Source organism: Speluncibacter jeojiensis, assembly GCF_029589495.1.
GTDB lineage: Bacteria > Actinomycetota > Actinomycetes > Mycobacteriales > Mycobacteriaceae > Speluncibacter > Speluncibacter jeojiensis.
Genome location: NZ_JAAIVF010000004.1, coordinates 113,014 through 131,151, shown reverse-complemented (window position 1 = coordinate 131,151; position 18,138 = coordinate 113,014). Strand labels below are relative to the sequence as shown.

General features: G+C 69.8%; 16 protein-coding genes. 11 read left to right on the top strand and 5 right to left on the bottom strand.

The features are described 5' to 3' along the window. The first annotated feature begins 103 nt into the window (after positions 1-103). Positions 104-1,138 carry an alkaline phosphatase family protein gene (locus G4X40_RS13860; protein ID WP_277833299.1) on the top strand — a complete coding sequence of 345 codons (1,035 nt, stop codon included), beginning with the start codon at positions 104-106 and terminating at the stop codon, positions 1,136-1,138. A gap of 150 nt (positions 1,139-1,288) precedes the next feature. Next, positions 1,289-2,089, top strand: a complete 801-nt coding sequence (locus G4X40_RS13855) for a metal-dependent hydrolase (RefSeq protein WP_277833298.1) — start codon at positions 1,289-1,291, stop codon at positions 2,087-2,089. A gap of 33 nt (positions 2,090-2,122) precedes the next feature. Here the strand turns inward: G4X40_RS13855 and G4X40_RS13850 are convergent, their stop codons facing one another. The 3 genes from G4X40_RS13850 to G4X40_RS13840 all read right to left on the bottom strand — a co-directional run bounded on the left by G4X40_RS13850 (position 2,123) and on the right by G4X40_RS13840 (position 4,755). Next, complete coding sequence (locus G4X40_RS13850) at positions 2,123-3,262, bottom strand: lycopene cyclase family protein (RefSeq protein WP_277833296.1); 1,140 nt, start codon at positions 3,260-3,262, stop codon at positions 2,123-2,125. Positions 3,263-3,282: 20 nt separating this feature from the next. Further along, a complete protein-coding gene (locus G4X40_RS13845) occupies positions 3,283-3,897 on the bottom strand; it encodes a MarR family transcriptional regulator (RefSeq protein ID WP_277833295.1) in 615 nt (204 codons plus the stop codon). A 78-nt stretch (positions 3,898-3,975) separates the two neighbouring features. Beyond that, complete coding sequence (locus G4X40_RS13840) at positions 3,976-4,755, bottom strand: SDR family oxidoreductase (RefSeq protein WP_277833294.1); 780 nt, start codon at positions 4,753-4,755, stop codon at positions 3,976-3,978. A 154-nt stretch (positions 4,756-4,909) separates the two neighbouring features. On the opposite strand from G4X40_RS13840, the gene G4X40_RS13835 reads away from it, so the two are divergent. Beyond that, positions 4,910-6,541 carry an ABC-F family ATP-binding cassette domain-containing protein gene (locus G4X40_RS13835; protein WP_277833293.1) on the top strand — a complete coding sequence of 544 codons (1,632 nt, stop codon included), beginning with the start codon at positions 4,910-4,912 and terminating at the stop codon, positions 6,539-6,541. A gap of 145 nt (positions 6,542-6,686) precedes the next feature. Next, positions 6,687-6,899 carry a helix-turn-helix domain-containing protein gene (locus tag G4X40_RS13830; RefSeq protein ID WP_277833291.1) on the top strand — a complete coding sequence of 71 codons (213 nt, stop codon included), beginning with the start codon at positions 6,687-6,689 and terminating at the stop codon, positions 6,897-6,899. Between the two features lie 18 nt (positions 6,900-6,917). On the opposite strand, the gene G4X40_RS13825 is transcribed toward G4X40_RS13830, so the two are convergent. Together G4X40_RS13825 and acnA are read right to left on the bottom strand one after the other, a co-directional pair. Next, the gene (locus tag G4X40_RS13825; RefSeq protein WP_277833289.1) at positions 6,918-7,484 is read right to left on the bottom strand and encodes a TetR/AcrR family transcriptional regulator; all 567 of its coding nucleotides are present in this window, start codon (positions 7,482-7,484) and stop codon (positions 6,918-6,920) included. Positions 7,485-7,572: 88 nt separating this feature from the next. After that, on the bottom strand, positions 7,573-10,377 hold the full coding sequence (gene acnA, locus G4X40_RS13820; RefSeq protein ID WP_277833287.1) for an aconitate hydratase AcnA: 2,805 nt from the start codon (positions 10,375-10,377) through the stop codon (positions 7,573-7,575). A 351-nt stretch (positions 10,378-10,728) separates the two neighbouring features. On the opposite strand from acnA, the gene G4X40_RS13815 reads away from it, so the two are divergent. The 7 genes from G4X40_RS13815 (at position 10,729) to inhA (ending at position 18,138) form a co-directional block, all read left to right on the top strand. Then, positions 10,729-11,355, top strand: coding sequence for an Rv1476 family membrane protein (locus tag G4X40_RS13815; protein ID WP_277833285.1), 627 nt, complete (start codon positions 10,729-10,731; stop codon positions 11,353-11,355). A gap of 398 nt (positions 11,356-11,753) precedes the next feature. Beyond that, complete coding sequence (locus tag G4X40_RS13810; protein WP_277833610.1) at positions 11,754-13,226, top strand: NlpC/P60 family protein; 1,473 nt, start codon at positions 11,754-11,756, stop codon at positions 13,224-13,226. 109 nt (positions 13,227-13,335) lie between these two features. Further along, positions 13,336-14,469 carry an AAA family ATPase gene (locus tag G4X40_RS13805; protein ID WP_408642207.1) on the top strand — a complete coding sequence of 378 codons (1,134 nt, stop codon included), beginning with the start codon at positions 13,336-13,338 and terminating at the stop codon, positions 14,467-14,469. After that, the gene (locus tag G4X40_RS13800) at positions 14,466-15,461 is read left to right on the top strand and encodes a DUF58 domain-containing protein (RefSeq protein WP_456299995.1); all 996 of its coding nucleotides are present in this window, start codon (positions 14,466-14,468) and stop codon (positions 15,459-15,461) included. The genes G4X40_RS13805 and G4X40_RS13800 overlap by 4 nt, the downstream gene beginning before the upstream one ends. Beyond that, entirely contained in the window at positions 15,458-16,438 is a 981-nt protein-coding gene (locus G4X40_RS13795) for a VWA domain-containing protein (RefSeq protein WP_277833284.1), read from the top strand. The genes G4X40_RS13800 and G4X40_RS13795 overlap by 4 nt, the downstream gene beginning before the upstream one ends. A 72-nt stretch (positions 16,439-16,510) precedes the next feature. Then, positions 16,511-17,245 (top strand): 3-oxoacyl-ACP reductase FabG1, encoded by a 735-nt coding sequence (gene fabG1 / locus G4X40_RS13790; protein ID WP_277833282.1) that lies wholly within the window; start codon positions 16,511-16,513, stop codon positions 17,243-17,245. Positions 17,246-17,304: 59 nt separating this feature from the next. Further along, complete coding sequence (gene inhA, locus G4X40_RS13785) at positions 17,305-18,138, top strand: NADH-dependent enoyl-ACP reductase InhA (protein WP_277833280.1); 834 nt, start codon at positions 17,305-17,307, stop codon at positions 18,136-18,138.

Genomic DNA, 18,138 nt, shown 5'->3' with positions numbered 1-18,138 from the left:
GCCACCCGGGCCCGGCGGCGGGGCGGCGAAGAGCGGGTGAACATCCGTCGTGGGCCGCGGTCTCGGCGCGCAATTGGTCTAGGCCGATCGCATGATCGGTTCCGTGACCAACAACAAGCGCATCACCGCGCCGCACACCCGACTGACCGCCTCCGCCGCGGCACTGCTGGCCGCAGCCGCGGCCGGCACCCTGCTGGCGTCGGCCGCTCCGGCGTCCGCCGCACCGGCCGAACACGCCAAGACCATCGCGCACACCAAGACCGTGATCATCGGACTCGACGGCACCATGCTCGATCACGTCAAGACAGCGAACACCCCGCGACTGCACCGATTGCTCGCCGAGGGCACCAGCGGGACGTCATCGATCGCCGGCCACCCGTCGATCTCGGGGCCGTCGTGGTCGACCGTCCTGACCGGTGTGTGGAACACCAAGCACGGCGTCCAGGACAACAGCTTCGCCGGTGCGAACTTCGTCCGGTACCCGTCCGTGTACACCCGGATCGAGACGGCCGACCCCGCTCTGCGGACCGAGTCGATCTCGACCTGGGGTGGCATCGCGACCATCGCCGGCAGTGGCACCCCGCACGCCGACGTCGTCACCACCACGCCCGCGGAGGCCACCGAGACCGCCACCGACACCGCGACCGCCACCGCAGTCGCCCGCGACATCGTCGACAGGGGACCCGACGTCGTCTTCACCCAACTCGACCAGGTCGACGGCGCCGGCCACGCCACGGGTGCCGCCAGTGTCGAATACCGGCAGGCGCTGGAAAGCGTGGACGTCGAGGTCGGGCGCATCGTCGACGCGGTGGACGCGCGCGCCCGGGCGACCGGGGAGAAGTGGACGGTGCTGGTGACCGACGACCACGGGCACAAGCCCAGCGGCGGGCACGGTGGCCAGACGCCGGACGAGACCACCACCTTCGTGATCGCCCGCGGACCGGGCTACGCGCCCGGCGTCACCCGCGACGACTACCGGATCGCCGACATCACCCCGACCGTGCTCGCCAACCTCGGCATCGCCCAGCCCGGCGACCTCGACGGCAGGCCGCTGATCAAGACAGCGTCGACCCCGGCCGCCGGATCGTCCACAGGCTCACTGTCCGAAGGGATTCCGCAACCGATCTTCGGCTCCTGAACCTGCCCCGACTCGGATCGCGCCCTCGGGGCGCCGCGCGTCCACCCGATGCGCGGCGCCCGTTGGCGTCGGTGGGTGTTGGTAGATTCATGGCAGCCGGGCGCGCCCACGCGCCGGCTTCTTCTTTCTGTTCGAAAGGTTTTCGCTGCCATGGTGATGGGTGCGACCCATGCTGTCTCGGGTGCCGTCGCTGGCCTGCTTGCCGCGCAGGCGCTTCCACCGGACTGGGGCGGGCCGACCTCCACGGCGGAGGTGCTGACGTTCGCCGGGGTGTGCGCGGGGGCCGCGCTGCTGCCGGACCTCGACACGAATCAGTCGACGGTCGCCCGCTCCTTCGGGCCGCTCAGCGCGGTGCTCGCCCGCGGAGTGGCTCGCGTCTCGCTCGGGTATTACGGGATCACCCGGGGCCGCAAGGACCCACGACGGCACGGCGGTCACCGGACCCTCACGCACACGGCTCTGTTCGCCATCGCGGTCAGTGTGGGGGTGTCGGCCGCCGTCATCCGGTTCGGCCGGCCCGCGATCATCGCCACCCTGTTCCTGACGCTCGGACTGGCGCTGCGCGGGCTGGCCGGGGACTGGGCCGCCAAACACGGATGGATCGCGGTCACGACGGTGGCGGCGGCGCTCGCCGCGGTGACCTGGCAGTTCTATCCCGACGAGGTCGGGTCGCGGGCGCTCGGCGCGGCCGTCGGCCTCGGCTGCCTGATGCACTGTCTCGGTGATGCGATCACCCGTGAGGGGGTGCCGTTCCTGGCGCCGCTGACCCCGTGGCGCGGGCGCCGGTGGCAGGAGTGGCGGCTGCCGTCGTGGCTGGCCATCCGCGCCGGTGGACGGTTCGAGCGGGTCGTGCTCGGCCCGGCCCTGACGATCGCCGCCGTCGCACTGGCGGTGTGGACGGTCGACGGTGTGCCGGCCGCCGTCGTCGGCGCCATCGACCAATACCGCTGAGCCCCTGAAGACCCCGGCATGTCGGGGAGTAGTTCAGGGGAGCACCGCGCGAGCGAGCGAGCGCCGGACCGGGCCCGGCACCGCGCGGAACAGTGCCCACATGGCGGCGGCGACGGCGGTGGGGCGGTCGCGCAGCGACAGGAAGGCGCGTTGGCGCGGGGCCGGGAGCGTGAAGAAGCTCTCGAAGAACTCGACCGTCGGCTCGGGCCCGAGAGCGACCAGCGCCGCCAGTCCCCGACGGCGCAGCACCTCGACCGCGACCGCGCGCCGTGGCCACAGCAGTGCTGTCGGGTCGCGGCTCTCGGCCAGCGCGCGGGCCAGCGGATCGGCGAGCCCGAGGGTGGCGCCGAGACTGTATCCCGTGCACGGGTGCACCAACGCGCCGCCGGCACCGAAGCGCACAGCGCCGCGGCGTCGTGTCAGGCGCGGAATCCCGGATCCCTGCAGCGCGATTCGGACGGTCTCGGTCGCATCCCCGGGGCGCAATTCCACGCCGCGGGAGGCGGCGCGCGCGTGCAGACGCTCGCGCAGCTGGTCCGGTCCGAGCGCGGGGCGTGCGGCCAGACACGTCTCCTCGAGCAGTACACAGTCGGCATCGAGGGGGATCGCGTACAGGAACGAGGGCGGTTCGCCGGCGGGGGCGCCGTTGTCGGGCCGCCAGTCCATGAACCAGGCGCCGCCCGGCCCAAGTGCGGGCAGCGCGCGTTCGCGCGGGACGACCACACCGTAGGCGGTCTGCTGGGCGACCGCCGGGGCCGGGGGAAGTCCGCGGGCGTCGACGACGTGCCGGGCCCGCACCACGGCGCCGTCGGCGAGTGTGATGCGTGTGCGGTCGACGACGGTCGCGCGTCCGGCGATCACCCGCACCCCGTCGAGCGCGAGCGAGCGCTGCAATTCCGCGGTGTCGAGCACGGCGTACGGGCGGGGTACGGCGTGCTCGGTGCGTGCCCACACCTGAGGGGCCTGGACCCGGGCGGCCACGACGGAATCGTCCAGCCACCAGGGCAACTCGTCCGCCCACAGCGCGTAGGTCGGGGTCCAGACGCGGCCCGGGCGCAGATCGACCGCGGTGACCGTCAACCCGGCCGCGGCGCAGCGGCCGGCCAGCGAGCGTCCGGCCGGTCCGAGACCGACGACGGCGACGTCAACGTCGGCCGGGGAGGTGAGGGTCATGCGACCATCACATCACGCGGTCAACCGACGCGGTCGCCGAGCGAGTCGAGCACGAATCCCAGACCGACCGCCAGTGCCTGCTGCTGGTCGGCGCTGAGCGCCGCGAACAGGTGACCGCCGACGGACGTGTGGTCGGGCATGGCCTCGTCGGCGAGCGAGCGGCCCTCGTCGGTCAGCCCGACATACCAACTACGCCCGTCGAACTCGCTGGGTGTACGAGTGATCAGTCCGCGGGACTGCAGCCGGTCGAGCCGTTGGGTGACCGCGCCGGAGGTGACCATGCACAGCTGCATGAGCGCGGCGGGCGTGAGCCGGTGCGGCGGATCGCTGCGGCGCAGTGCGGCCAGCACGTCGAACGACGCCGGATCGAGCCCGTGGGTGGCCAGCACCCGGCGCTGTTCCGACTCGACGAGCCGGCACAGCCGCTTGACCCTGTCGGCGATCTGCGTCGGCGCCGTGTCCGCGGCTGCCGCCTCCGAAACCGTGTCGCCGGAAACCGTGTCGCCGGAAACCGTGTCGCCGGAAACCGTTTCGCCGGAAACCGTTTCGCCGGAAACCGTGTCGGGCTCAGCGGTGGGCGCGGACGCCTGCTCCGGCGAGATGGGCTCGGGCCGGTGGTCGAGTAGCTCGGTCACGCGCTCAACGTAGTTGATCACTTAGCGGTGAGAGGAATCGACCCCGGATCTCTTCGAGGTCAGCTACTGGTCGTGCAATCACATGCCGCCGGTGGCCAGCAGGCCGCCGTCGACCCGGACGGTCTCGCCGGTGATCCACTCCGAGGCGTCGGACACCAGGAATCCGACCAGACGGGCAACGTCCTCGGGGGTACCCAGGCGTCCCATCGGGTACGGCGCGGCGGCCTTGTCCTCGCCGGCGGCGACGAGGACGGAGGCGAAGTCGGTCTTGATGATGCCGGGGGCGACCGCATTGACCCGGATGCTCGGCGCCAGTTGCCAGGCCAGTTCCTCGGTCAACCGGATCAGCGCGGACTTCGATGCGCCGTAGGCGGAGATCACGCCGGTCGAGCGGATGCCCGCGACACTGGCCAGGTTGACGACGGCGCCGCCGTGCTCGCCCATCCACGCGCGGTGGGCCTCCTGGAGGTAACCGAGGGCGGCGATCACGTTGGTGTCGAAGATCTTCCGGACGGCGCCCAGGTCGGCGTCCATCAACGGGCCGAACACCGGGTTGATGCCGGTGTTGTTGACAAGGATGTCGAGTGAACCGAACTCGTCCATGGTGCGGCGGACCGCTTCGGTGCGGGCCTCGGCGTCGCCGGCGTTGCCCGCGACGGCCAGCGCGCGCGGTCCGCCGGCCGACTCGGTAAGTTCGCGGGCGGCCACCTCGAGCGGCTCGGCCTTGCGCGCGGTGATGGTGACGTTCGCGCCGCGCGAGAGCAACTCGGCGGCGATCGCGCGGCCGATCCCGCGGCTGCCGCCGGTGATCAGGGCGGTGCGGCCGGACAGGTCCTGGACGGGGGTGGGTGCAGTCATGTCCGCACGATATGCCCGGCCGTGTTCGCGGGAGTGCGAAGGTGGTCCGGCGTCGGTGTTCGTGGTCGAGGTCACCCGCCGGGGAGCGGGCGGGCGGTCTGACGCCCGGTAAGCTGGGAAGGTCTGTCTCTACCACCTGTCAGGAGAGAAACCGTTGATCACCGCCACCGACCTCGAAGTGCGCGCCGGGGTGCGAACCCTGCTGTCGGCGCCCGGATCGGCGCTGCGTGTCCAGGCCGGCGACCGGATCGGTCTGGTCGGCCGCAACGGTGCGGGCAAGACGACGACGCTCCGGATCCTCGCGGGCGAGGGCGAGCCCTATGCGGGCACGGTCGTGCGCAGCGGAGAGCTCGGCTATCTGCCGCAGGACCCCAAGGAGGGCAATCTCGACGTCCTCGCGAAGGATCGGGTCCTCTCGGCGCGCGGTCTCGACGAGATCATCCGCGGCATGGAGAAGCAGCAGGCCATCATGGCCGAGGCCGTCGACGATGCCGAGCGTGACAAGGCGGTGCGCAGGTTCGGCAACCTCGAGGAGCGGTTCTCCTCGCTCGGTGGGTACGTCGCGGAGTCCGAGGCGGCGCGGATCTGCCACAGCCTGGGCCTGCCGGACCGGGTGCTCGAGCAGCAGTTGCGCACGCTGTCCGGTGGACAACGCCGCCGCGTGGAGCTGGCGCGGATCCTGTTCGCCGCATCCGACGGCTCGGGCGGCAAGTCGAACACCACGCTGCTGCTCGACGAGCCGACGAACCACCTCGACGCGGACTCCATCACCTGGCTGCGCGGCTTCCTGCAGGGCCACGACGGCGGCCTGATCGTGATCAGCCACGACGTCGACCTGCTCGCCGACGTGGTCAACAAGGTGTGGTTCCTCGACGCAGTGCGCGGCGAGGCCGACCTGTACAACATGGGCTGGAAGAAGTATCTGGACGCCCGCGCGACCGACGAGCAGCGTCGTCGCCGTGAGCGCGCCAATGCCGAGAAGAAGGCGGGCGCGCTGCGTGCTCAGGCGGCGAAGCTGGGGGCCAAGGCGACCAAGGCGACCGCCGCGCAGAACATGGCCAAGCGGGCCGACAAGCTGATGGCCGAGCTCGACGAGGTGCGGGTTGCCGACCGGGTCGCGCACATCCGCTTCCCCGAGCCCGCGGCGTGCGGCAAGACCCCGCTCATGGGCAAGGAACTGACGAAGGTGTACGGCTCGCTGGAGATCTTCACCGGCGTCGACCTGGCCATCGATCGCGGCAGCCGTGTCGTGATCCTCGGCCTCAACGGCGCCGGCAAGACGACCCTGCTCAAGCTGCTCGCGGGGGCGGAGAAGCCGGACCTCGGCGAACTCGTGCCGGGTCACGGACTCAAGATCGGCTACTTCGCGCAGGAGCACGACACCCTCGACGACGACGCGAGCGTGTGGGAGAACATCCGGCACGCCGCACCCGACGCGGGCGAGCAGGACCTGCGCGGGCTGCTCGGCGCGTTCATGTTCACCGGTCCGCAACTCGACCAGCCGGCCGGGACACTGTCCGGCGGCGAGAAGACCCGCTTGGCGCTGGCCGGTCTGGTGTCGTCGGCGGCGAACGTGCTGCTGCTCGACGAACCGACCAACAACCTCGATCCGGTCTCGCGCGAGCAGGTGCTCGACGCGCTACGCAGCTACGCGGGCGCGGTCGTACTGGTCACCCACGATCCGGGCGCGGCCGAGGCGCTGAGCCCGGAGCGGGTCATCCTGCTGCCGGACGGCACGGAGGATCACTGGTCGCAGGAGTACCTGGACCTGATCACGCTGGCATAGGCGGCACGGTCCGGCGCGGAGTCACGCGCCGGACCTGATCGTTTCTGTTGCCCGGTACTGCAGGATTGCCTAGCCTGGTCATGAGGCGTTTCCCACATCGGCGGTTGGTTGGTTTGTGACCTACCCCAGCGGAGTGGAGGTACCGATGGCCGGAATGACGAAGGGCGCGCGGATCACAGGAGAGACGCGCGACAAGGTGAAATCCGATCTCAAGGCCCAGTACGAGGGCGGTGCCAGCATCCGTTCGCTCGCCGAGTCGACCGGACGGTCCTACGGGTTCGTGCACAAGGTGCTGGTCGAGTCCGACGCGCACCTGCGTGGACGCGGCGGGGCGAACCGCCGCAAGGCCAAGACATGACCGGGTCGAACCGGCCCGCTACTTGACCTTCCGCACCGACTCCTCCACCAGATCGAGCACCTGACCGAGCCGGTCGGTGTCCTGTCCTGACGCCAGGCGGCTGATGAGCCCGTCGAGCACCAGGTCCAGATACTCGAGCAGCACCTTGTCCGGGACGTCGTCGCGGAGCCTGCCCGCCGATTTTTGCTGCTCGAGGCGGCTCGCCGTCGCCTCGGTCAGCTCGGCCCCGCGCTGGGACCAGGCCCGGGCGAACTCGGCGTCGGTCCGCAGCCGCCGGGTGATCTCGACCCGCGTCGCCAGCCAGTCGAACTGCTCGGGCTGGGCGATCATGTCGCGCATCACCTGCACCAGGCCCTGCTCGGCGGCGACGTCGGCCATCCGCTGGGCGTCCTCGTGCGCCAAGGCCAGGAACAGCCCGTCCTTGTCCTTGAAGTGGTGGAAGATCGCGCCCCGGGACAGCCCGGTGGCCTCCTCCAACCGGCGCACGGTGGCGCCCTCGTAGCCGAATTCCGCGAAGCAGCGGCGGGCGCCGTCGAGGATCTGACTGCGACGCGCCGCGAGGTGATCTTCACTGACCTTGGGCACCGCGAGGTTCCTTTCGGTGAACGACGGCGGGCCCGAGACGAACTCGTCCCGGGCCCGCCGCCGGTGCACAGCGTGTGTCAGATCAGGGTCAGCCCTTGATCATGTTGCGCAGGACGTACTGCAAGATGCCGCCGTTGCGGTAGTAGTCCGCCTCACCGGGGGTGTCGATGCGCACGACCGCATCGAACGTCACCTTGCTGCCGTCTTCCTTCGTGGCGGTCACCTTCATCGTCTTCGGGGTCACGCCCTCGTTGAGCTTGGTGATGCCCTCGATGTCGAAGGTCTCGGTGCCGTCCAGCCCCAGCGACTTGTAGGTCTCGCCGGCCGGGAACTGCAGCGGGATCACGCCCATGCCGATCAGGTTCGAGCGGTGGATGCGCTCGAACGACTCGGTGATGACGGCCTTGACGCCGAGGAGCACGGTGCCCTTGGCCGCCCAGTCCCTGGAGGAGCCCGACCCGTATTCCTTGCCGCCCAGCACGACCAGCGGGATGCCGGCCGTCTGGTAGTTCTGCGACGCATCGTAGATGAACGACTGCGGGCCGCCCTCGAGGGTGAAGTCGCGGGTGTAGCCGCCCGAGACGTCGTCGAGCAGCTCGTTGCGCAGCCGGATGTTCGCGAACGTGCCGCGGATCATCACCTCATGGTTGCCGCGACGGCTGCCCAGTGAGTTGAAGTCCTTGCGCTCGACGCCGTTGGCCTCGAGGTACTGCGCGGCCGGGGTGCCCGACTTGATCGCGCCGGCGGGCGAGATGTGGTCGGTGGTGACCGAGTCGCCCAGGGCGGCCAGCACGCGGGCGCCCTTGATGTCCTCGACCGGCTGCGGCTCGCGGGTCATGCCGTCGAAGTAGGGCGCCTTGCGAACGTAGGTGGAGTCCTGCGCCCACTCGAAGGTGTTGCCCTCCGGGGTGGACAGGCCGCGCCAGCGGTCGTCGCCCTTGAACACGTCGGCGTAGGACTTGCGGAACATGTCCTGGTTGATCGCCGACTTGATCGTGTCGTCGATCTCCTGCGCGGACGGCCAGATGTCCTTGAGGAAGACGTCGTTGCCCTGCTGGTCCTGGCCCAGCGCGTCGGTCTCGAAGTCGAAGTCCATCGTGCCGGCGATCGCGTAGGCGATGACCAGCGGCGGCGACGCGAGGTAGTTCATCTTCACGTCGGGGGAGATGCGACCCTCGAAGTTGCGGTTGCCCGAGAGCACCGCGGTGACCGACAGGTCGTTGTCGTTGACGGCCTGCGAGATCTCCTCCGGCAGCGGCCCGGTGTTGCCGATGCAGGTGGTGCAGCCGTAGCCGCCGAGGTAGAAGCCGAGCTTCTCGAGGTACGGCCACAGGCCGGCCTTCTCGTAGTAGTCGGTGACGACCTGCGAGCCCGGCGCCATGTTGGTCTTGACCCACGGCTTGCTGCTCAGGCCCTTCTCGACCGCGTTGCGGGCGAGCAGCGCCGCGCCGATCATGACCGACGGGTTCGAGGTGTTGGTGCAGGACGTGATACCCGCGACCGCGACCGCGCCGTGGTCGAGGATGAACTCACCGCGGTCCTTGGTGACGACCTTGACCGGCTGCGACGGGCGGCCGGTGGCGCCGTTGGCGGCGGACTGCACCTTGACGATGTCGTCGTGTGCGGTCGACGGCTCGACCGGATCCGACGCCGGGAACGACTCCTCGACGGCCTCGTCCAGCGCGGAGTGCGCGGCGGCGGTGCCGTTGGTGACGTAGGTGTGGATGTCGCGGCGGAACGCCTCCTTGGCCTCCGACAGCAGGATGCGGTCCTGCGGGCGCTTCGGGCCGGCGATCGACGGGACGACGGTGCTCAGATCCAGCTCGAGGTACTCGGAGTACTCGGGCTCGTGGTCTGCGTCGTGCCACATGCCCTGTTCCTTGGCGTACGCCTCGATGAGCGCGAGCTGCTCGTCGCTGCGGCCGGTCAGGCGCAGGTAGTTGATGGTCTCGCCGTCGATCGGGAAGATCGCGGCGGTCGAGCCGAACTCGGGGCTCATGTTGCCCAGGGTCGCGCGGTTGGCCAGCGGGACCTCGGCGACACCCTTGCCGTAGAACTCGACGAACTTGCCGACCACGCCGTGCCGGCGCAGCATGTCGGTCACGGTGAGCACCACGTCGGTGGCGGTCACGCCGGGCTTGATCTCGCCGGTGAGCTTGAAGCCGACGACGCGCGGGATCAGCATGGAGACCGGCTGCCCCAGCATCGCGGCCTCGGCCTCGATGCCGCCGACGCCCCAGCCCAGCACGCCCAGGCCGTTGACCATGGTGGTGTGCGAGTCGGTGCCGACGCAGGTGTCGGGGTAGGCCTGACCGTTACGGGTCATGACGGTGCGGGCCAGGTACTCGATGTTGACCTGGTGCACGATGCCGGTGCCCGGGGGGACGACCTTGAAGTCGTCGAAGGCGCCCTGGCCCCAGCGCAGGAACTGGTAACGCTCGGCGTTGCGCTCGTACTCGAGTTCGACGTTGCGCTCGTAGGCGTCCGGGGTGCCGAACACGTCGAGGATGACGGAGTGGTCGATGACCATCTCGGCGGGGGACAGCGGGTTGACCTTCTCCGGATCGCCGCCGAGGACCGCGACCGCCTCGCGCATGGTGGCGAGGTCGACGATGCAGGGCACGCCGGTGAAGTCCTGCATGATCACGCGGGCCGGGGTGAACTGGATCTCGATGCTCGGCTCGGCCGAGGGATCCCAGTTCGCGATCGCACGGATGTGGTCGCCGGTGATGTTCGCGCCGTCTTCGGTGCGCAGCAGGTTCTCGGCGAGAACCTTCAGGGCGTAGGGCAGCTTCTCGGTGCCGGGCACGGCCGAGAGACGGAAGATCTCATACGAGTTCTCTCCGACCTCGAGCGTCCCCTTGGCGCCGAATGAATCAATACTGGTGCTCACGTCAGCTCCACTCGTCTTTTGAGGGTCGCCGCCGGCGGGGCTGCGCCGACGGTTCCGCGAGCCGTTCGGCGGTTGCGCAGCGCAAACCGGTCCGGGCTCGACACGATTCTAACAGTACGCTTGTCCTGTGAAGGGTTGGGGGCAACCCGGCGCGGCCCACGTCGACGCGGCCGCGGGGCAGGCGTCGCAGCGCTCAGCCTAGTCGGGGACCACTCCCGCGGACCCCCGTTCGGCGCGGTTGCGGAGACGCGTCACGTACCCTTCACCTAGTCGCCAGGCCCGCCCGGCCCCGTGTTCGGATTCGGCGGCGACGCCACACCGACCGACCTCGGACGAAGGACTCGTGCTGTCGTGACCCCTGTGTTGATGCCGGCCTCGCTGCCCTCGGGGGTGGACGTGGACGCGATCCTCGCCGCTGCCGGCACGAGCCACGTCTACGCGCCGGCGGCGGACGCCCCCGGGCTGCAGCAGATGGTGCAGAAGGCCGCGGGCGAAGGCATCAACCTGCGGATCGTCGTGCTCGAGCGGGACCCGGCGGCCGAGGAGCAGCTGCGCGACCTCGCGACGACGGTGGGTAAGCAGGAGGGCGGCACCGTGCTGGTGATGAGCCCGCACCTGTCCGGCACCTACAGCGACTCGATCGACCGGTTCCAGCTCGAGTCCGCGCAGCACCTCACCCACACGGGCAGTCCCGTGACGAGCGCGGAGATCTTCGTCGACAAGCTCGGCAAACCCCCGCTGCCGTGGACGGGATTCACCGTCGCCCTGCTGGTCGTGGTGGCGTTGGCGATCGCGGTGGGCACCTGGCTGAACGTCCGCCGGCACCGGCTCGCCGCCCCTGTCGACGATGCAGGGGTCGCAGCGAAGACCACCGACCGCACGGAGACCGAGCCGGCAGGTCCGGAACAGGCCGGGCCGGATGTCGCCGAGATGGAGCCGGCGACGCTGCCGTCGGACGGCGAACCGATAGCGCGCTAGCCCCGCCGTTTCGATCCAGCAGTATTCGATCTAGCAGGATTCGACCCTCGAGCTCCGTCCGGACATCCGGGCGGAGCTTTTTTGATCGATGGACGGTCGATCTGCTCGACGCGGAAGCCTCTTGCCAACAGAGGCTCGCGTATTACATTGATGTTGTTTGTGACTGAAGTTCACGATGAGGAAAGATTTGTCGTACGGTGCTTATGGCACTCATGTGACGCAAGTGAGAAAGTAATCGGCGTGTTGCGTTGACAACGAAATTCACGGTTTGCCGAGTGCCGCTGCGCGAGTTGTGGTCAGACAAGGGAGACGTTGTGAGCCGGAAGCGACATCGCAGAGCGCGCGGTGCCGGGGTGCTCCGTCCCGGTACTCCTCGGCCTGGTGTCCGCCCAGTGCGCATGCTGCTCGGTGCGGTGATCGCCGGACTGCTGATCGTGGCGTTGCCGGGCAACGCCCTGGCGGTGCCCCCGCCCCCGCCCAATCCCAGCGACGCCCAACTGCAGCAGGCGAACGATCAGGTGAACCAGCGCGTCGGACAGGTCGGCACCCTCATCAATCAGGTCGCCTCGGCGAATCAGGAACTGCAGAACCTGATCGGCCAGGTGCAGCTCAAGCGGGAGGCCGCGAACAAGGCCCTCGTCGACCTGCAGAACGCGCGGTCCTTCGCCGACCGCGCCGCCGATGCGGTGCTCTCCGCGCGCCAGCGGGTCGCCGATGCGACCGCGGCGATCGCCCAGGCGCAGAAGCAGTTCGACGAGTTCGCCTCGGCCGGCTACCAGCAGGGCAGCACGGTCGGCTCGCTCACCGCCTTCCTCGGCGCGGACGGGCCGGACGAGATCCTCAGCCGGGCCCAGTTCCTCCAGGTGATCACCAAGGCACACGAGGCTGCCATGGAGGGACTCGAGCGCGCCCAGATCGAGGAGGCGAACAAGGAGTCCGCATCCCGGGCGGCGAAGATCGCGGCCGAAACCGCGGCGCAGACGGCCCAGCAGAAGGAATCGGCGGCGCAGGGCGCGATCTCCACCGCGGTCGGTGCGCAACAGGCGCAGGCGGCGCAGAAGGCGCAGATCGAGACGCAGCGCAACGATGCGCAGCAAGCGCTCGACACCGCGCGTCAGAATGTGACGGGTCTGCAGGACCAGCGCCAGGTGTACGAACAGTGGGACCAGCAGCGCCAAGCCGAGGAGGCGGCGGCAGCGGCGGCCGCGGCCGCGGCGAAACAGGCGGCGATCGCCGCCGCCGCGCGGGCAGCCGCGGATTCGGCGGCGGCCGCGCGCGCCGCGCAGATCGCCAAGGACCAGGGCAGCCACACCGATCTCGACGGCACCTCGACCGATACCTCGGGCACCGACGACAATTCGGGCGAGAACAGTTCGGGTGACGACGGTTCCGGGGACACGAGCGACGACGGTTCGGGCGACGCGTCGGCCACGTCGAACCTGACCAGCGCGCAGGCGATCGAGATCGTGATCGACCGGGGACTGTCCCAACTCGGGGTGCGGTACTCGTGGGGCGGTGGCAACGCGAAGGGGCCGACGCTCGGCATCCGCGACGGCGGCGTGGCCGACAGCTACGGCGACTACAAGAACATCGGCTTCGACTGCTCGGGCCTGATGGTCTATGCGTTCGCCGGGGCAGGCGTGTCGCTGCCGCACTACTCCGGCTACCAGTACACCGCCGGCAAACAGGTGCCCGTCAAACAGATGAAGCGCGGCGACATGCTGTTCTGGGGGACGAACGGCAGCGAGCACGTCACGCTGTACCTCGGCGACGGGCAGATGCTCGAGGCGCCCGAATCGGGTGAGGTCGTCAAGGTGTCACCGGTGCGATGGTCCGGGATCGACCCCTACGCGGTTCGGATGTTCCCCTGAGCCGTGCCCACGCCGTCGGTGCACGGGGTGTTCGCACGGTGCCGGAGGACCTGGAATAGTTGGCGGCGAACGCGAACACGGACCTAGCTGGGAAAGCGGTGGACTCTCGTTGAGCTCTGGCAATGGTGAGGCTGGTACGGCTGCGCCCGTCGATCCGGCGGCGACGCTGGCCGAGGACGTGCGCACCCTCGAACGCGCGATCTACGAGGTCAAGCGGGTGATCGTCGGCCAGGACCATCTGGTCGAGCGGATGCTGGTGGGTGTGATCGCCCGCGGGCATGTGCTGCTCGAGGGCGTGCCCGGCATCGCGAAGACCCTCGCGGTCGAGACCTTCGCGAAGGTCGTCGGCGGCACGTTCTCCCGCGTCCAGTTCACCCCCGACCTGGTGCCCACGGACCTGATCGGCACCCGTATCTACCGGCAGGGCCGCGAACAGTTCGACACCGAACTGGGTCCGGTGGTGGCGAACTTCCTGCTCGCCGACGAGATCAACCGCGCGCCGGCGAAGGTGCAGTCGGCGCTGCTCGAGGTCATGGCCGAACGGCACGTGTCGATCGGCGGGCACACCTACCCGATGCCCGAGCCGTTCCTCGTGATGGCGACGCAGAACCCGATCGAGTCCGAGGGCGTCTACCCGCTGCCCGAGGCCCAGCGCGACCGGTTCCTGTTCAAGGTGCTGGTGGACTACCCGACCCTCGAGGAGGAGCGGGAGATCGTCTACCGCATGGGCGCCGAGGTCCCCGAGCCCAAGCAGATCCTCGACACCGACGAACTGGTGCGGCTGCAGAAGATGGCCAGCCACGTGTTCGTGCACCACGCGCTGGTCGACTACGTGGTGCGGGTCATCTCGGCCACGCGCGAGCCGGCCCGGTTCGGCCTGGCCGATGTCGACAAGTGGATCGCCTACGGCGCCTCGCCCCGCGCCACCCTCGGCATCATCGCCGCCTCGCGGGCGCTGGCGCTGCTGCGCGGCCGCGACTACGTGGTGCCGCAGGACGTCGTCGAGATCGTGCCGGACGTGCTGCGGCACCGTCTGGTGCTCACCTACGACGCGATGGCCGATGAGATCTCGCCGGAGGACGTGATCGGGCAGGTGCTCCGGACCGTGCCGCTGCCCCAGGTGGGGGCGCAGCCGGTGCCCACCGCCGGTCCGGCGCCGACGGCCGGGCAGACGGCTCCGGTCAACGGCGCCGCGCCGTCCGCGCCGGTCCCCGCGCCCGCCGCGGGTGACCACGCACGGTGACGTCGGGCATTCCGGCGGGCGGTGCCCCGGGCGAGCGCGGGGACCGCCCGGCCAGTGCTCCGCCGAGCTTCGAATCGGGAGAACTGCGTGATCCGCGCCTGACGGCAGCGCTGCGCACGCTCGAGCTGACCGTGCGACGTCGGCTCGACGGCGTGCTGCACGGCGATCATCTGGGGCTGATCCCCGGACCGGGTTCCGAGCCGGGTGACGCGCGTGAGTACCAGCCCGGCGACGACGTGCGCCAGATGGACTGGTCCGTCACCGCACGCACCACGCACCCGCACGTGCGGATGAGTGTTGCGGACCGGGAGCTGGAGACCTGGCTGGTCGTCGACCTGTCCGCAAGTCTCGACTTCGGCACGACCGTGTGCGAAAAGCGTGATCTGGCGGTCGCGGCCGCCGCGGCGATCACCTACCTCACCGCGGGTGGCGGCAACCGGATCGGCGCGCTGGTGGCCGCCGGCGACCGGATCACCCGGATCCCGGCCCGCTCGGGACAGGCGCACGCCCGGTCGGTGCTGCGCCGCATCGCGACCACGCCGCGGCAGTCCGAGGGCACGCGCGGGGACCTGCGCGCCGCGATCGACGCGCTGCGGCGGCCGCAACGCCGCCGCGGCATGGCGGTGGTGATCAGCGACTTCCTCGGGCCGCTCGACTGGGAGCGGGAGTTGCGCGGCGTCGCCGCGCGGCACGACCTCCTCGGCGTCGAGGTCCTCGACCCGCGGGATGTGACCCTGCCCGACATCGGCCACGTCGTGCTGCGGGACCCTGAGACCGGGCGCACCCGCGAGTTCACCACGACCCCGAAGCTGCGCGCGGACTTTGCGGTCGCCGCCGAGCAGCACCGCGCGGACGTCGAGCAGACGCTGCGCCGTTGCGGCGCACCGCTGCTCACCCTGCGCACCGACCGTGACTGGATCACGGACGTGGCGCGGTTCGTGGTCGCCCGGCGGCACGTGTTCGGCACCCCGACCCCGGGCGGACGACGATGAGCCTGTCCGGTTTCACTCAGCCGTGGTGGCTGCTGTTCCTGCTGGCGCCCGCGGCGCTGCTCGGTGGCTACGTCTACGTCCAGCGGATGCGGCACACGCACGCGCTGCGGTTCGCGAACCTGGAGATGCTCGAGTCCGTCGCACCGAAGCGGCCCGGCCGTTCCCGGCACGTGCCGACCGCGCTGCTGCTCGTCGCCCTGGTGTTGCTGACCGTCGCGCTGGCCGGTCCGACCGCGCAGAAAAAGGTGGCGCGCAACCGGGCGACGGTGATCCTGGCGATCGACGTGTCGTTGTCGATGCAGGCGACCGACGTGGCGCCGTCGCGGCTCGCCGCCGCGCAGGAGGCGGCGAAGGCATTCGCGGACAGGCTGACCCCCGGCATCAACCTCGGGCTGGTGTCCTTCGCCGGGACCGCCTCGGTGCTGGTGTCGCCCACAACGGACCGCAACGCCGTCAAAGAGGCCATCGACCACCTGCAACTGGCCGAGCGCACCGCCACCGGCGAGGCGATCTTCACCTCGCTGCAGGCGATCGAGAACCTCGCTTCGGCGTTGGGCGGCGCGAACCAGGCGCCGCCGGCGCGGATCGTGATGGAGTCCGACGGCAAGCAGACGGTCCCGCAGAATCTCGACGATCCGCGGGGGGCCTTCACCGCCGCGCGGGAGGCGAAGAAGAAGGGCGTGCCGGTCTCGACCATCTCGTTCGGCACCCTGTACGGCACTGTCGACATCCAGGGCCAGACGATTCCGGTGCCGGTCGACGACGCCTCGCTGCACGAGATCGCGAACCTGTCCGGCGGCACCTTCTTCAGCGCGTCGAGCCTGTCTGAGCTGCACAAGGTGTATCAGACCCTGGAGAAGCAGATCGGGTTCGAGACGACCCGCGGTGATGCCGGCCGTCCATGGCTGATCCTCGGCACCGTGCTGGTCGCGGTGGCCGGTGCGACCGCGCTGGTGCTGACCCGCAGACTGCCGTGACTTCCCACAATCCGGTCGTTGCACGGGTGTCCCATATGACCCGTGCGACGCGTAACAGTTAGGTTTGCGGACATGTCGAATTCTGAAGGCGCCCTCGCACGTACACCCCGATCGGTCCTGGTGACCGGCGGCAATCGCGGTATCGGACTGGCGATCGCGCAGCGGCTCGCCGCGGACGGACACAAGGTGGCGGTCACGCACCGCGGTTCCGGGGTGCCGGAGGGTCTGTTCGGGGTCAAGTGCGATGTCACCGACACCGAGTCGGTCGACCGCGCGTTCTCCGAGGTCGAGGCCCACCAGGGCCCCGTCGAGGTGCTCGTCGCCAATGCCGGCATCACCGATGACACCCTGCTGATGCGGATGACCGAGGAGCAGTTCACCAAGGTCGTCGACGCCAACCTCACCGGCGCCTTCCGCTGCGCCAAGCGCGCCAATCGGGCGATGCTGCGCGGCCGCTGGGGCCGGATGATCTTCCTGGGTTCGGTCGTCGGCATGGCGGGGCAGGCCGGGCAGATCAACTACGCCTCCTCGAAGGCCGGCATCATCGGCTTGGCGCGGTCGGTCACCCGTGAACTCGGGTCGCGTTCGATCACCGCGAACGTGGTGGCACCCGGCTTCATCGAGACCGACATGACCGCCGATCTGCCGGACGAGATGCGCGAGATGGCGCAGAAGTTCATCCCGCTGCAGCGCCTCGGCAAGCCCGAGGACGTCGCGGCCGTGGTCAGCTTCCTGGCCTCCGAGGACTCCGCCTACGTCTCCGGTGCGGTCATCCCGGTCGACGGCGGCATGGGCATGGGGCACTGACCCCCCAGAACCGTTCTCGCCGAGTCACATCCCCTGAACAGCACGATAGGAGCTTTTCCGTGAGCGGAATCCTCGCAGGCAAGACGGTGCTCGTCACCGGCATCATCACCGACGCGTCGATCGCGTTCCACACCGCCAGGGTCGCCCAGGAGCAGGGTGCGAAGGTGTTGATCACCGGAATCCCCGAGCGGCTGCGGCTCATCGATCGGATCGCCAAGCGTCTCCCGCAGGAGGTGCCGCCGGCGATCGCCCTCGACGTGACCGACGAGGAGTACCTCGGCAAGCTCGCCGACCAGGTCCGCGAGCTCGCACCGGAAGGTCTCGACGGCGTCGTCCACTCGATCGCCTTCGCGCCCAAGACCCTGATGGGCCCGGACGCGGTGCCGTTCCTCGAGGGCCCCGGTCCCGACGTGGCCAAGTCCTTCGAGATCTCGGCGTGGAGTTACGCCTCGCTCGCTCGCGCCGTGCTGCCAGTGATGAACGAGGGCGGCTCCATCGTCGGTATGGACTTCGATCCGCGCACGGCACTGCCGGACTACAACTGGATGGGTGTGGCCAAGGCCGCGCTGGAGTCGGTGAACCGGTACGTGGCACGGGAAGTCGGCTACGCCAAGAAGATCCGCTCCAACCTGGTGGCGGCCGGCCCGATCAAGACGCTTGCGGCCAAGGCGATCTCGGGCACGGCGACCGATGATGCCAAGAAGCTGAACATGCTCAACGACTACTGGGACGGCGCGTCGCCCATCGGCTGGAACGTCGACGACCCGGGCGTCGTGGGCACCAGCGTCTGCGCCGTGCTGTCGGACTTCCTGCCCGCCACCACCGGCTCGATCATCTACGTCGACGGCGGTGCCAGCCACAACACGTGGTTCCCCGAGAACTTCATGGGCTGA

What these genes read in the sequence shown, in the direction of transcription:
- G4X40_RS13840 (WP_277833294.1), bottom strand. Translation starts at nt 4,755, where the DNA reads ATGACTGCACCCACCCCCGTCCAGGACCTGTCCGGCCGCACCGCCCTG.
- G4X40_RS13850 (WP_277833296.1), bottom strand. Translation starts at nt 3,262, where the DNA reads ATGACCCTCACCTCCCCGGCCGACGTTGACGTCGCCGTCGTCGGTCTC.
- G4X40_RS13830 (WP_277833291.1), top strand. Translation starts at nt 6,687, where the DNA reads ATGGCCGGAATGACGAAGGGCGCGCGGATCACAGGAGAGACGCGCGAC.
- G4X40_RS13810 (WP_277833610.1), top strand. Translation starts at nt 11,754, where the DNA reads ATGCTGCTCGGTGCGGTGATCGCCGGACTGCTGATCGTGGCGTTGCCG.
- fabG1 (WP_277833282.1), top strand. Translation starts at nt 16,511, where the DNA reads ATGTCGAATTCTGAAGGCGCCCTCGCACGTACACCCCGATCGGTCCTG.
- G4X40_RS13795 (WP_277833284.1), top strand. Translation starts at nt 15,458, where the DNA reads ATGAGCCTGTCCGGTTTCACTCAGCCGTGGTGGCTGCTGTTCCTGCTG.
- G4X40_RS13855 (WP_277833298.1), top strand. Translation starts at nt 1,289, where the DNA reads ATGGTGATGGGTGCGACCCATGCTGTCTCGGGTGCCGTCGCTGGCCTG.